Below are 404 nucleotides of genomic sequence, written 5' to 3' on the forward strand. Positions count from 1 at the left end.
GTGCCAGCCTGGTTATGCACAGCAGAACCGCCCCGGACCGCCGAAATGTGGTAAAAATGCCACGAGAAAAACTTCCGGGATAATTTTGGTACGAATACGTTTATTAAATAATTGACGACTCCGGGGCCTCCTGTTCATATCCAGCCCGTGACCGAAGCAAACGTTCGGAAACGCATGGCGGACTGAAATTTCAGGGGACCGCATCCATCGCGCTAAGCAAGAGCCAACCTTGGGGTTGGCCTCTGGAACGGAGACAGAAAATGAACATMAAGAGCCTYCTTCTCGGCTCCGCTGCTGCACTCGCAGTAGTATCCGGTGCACAGGCTGCCGACGCTATCGTCGCCGCCGAACCGGAAGCAGTAGAATACGTCAAGGTTTGCGACGCCTACGGCACCGGCTACTTC

1 protein-coding gene is annotated in these 404 nt (G+C 54.7%); it reads left to right on the forward strand.

Translation table 11 applies throughout. The features are described 5' to 3' along the window. Nucleotides 1-260: 260 nt before the first annotated feature. The coding region (locus tag AC1DIX_RS28045; RefSeq protein ID WP_477328650.1) for a porin at nucleotides 261-404 on the forward strand (144 nt) is incomplete at its 3' end.

It is taken from the genome of Massilia sp. 05N420, from assembly GCF_056397205.1.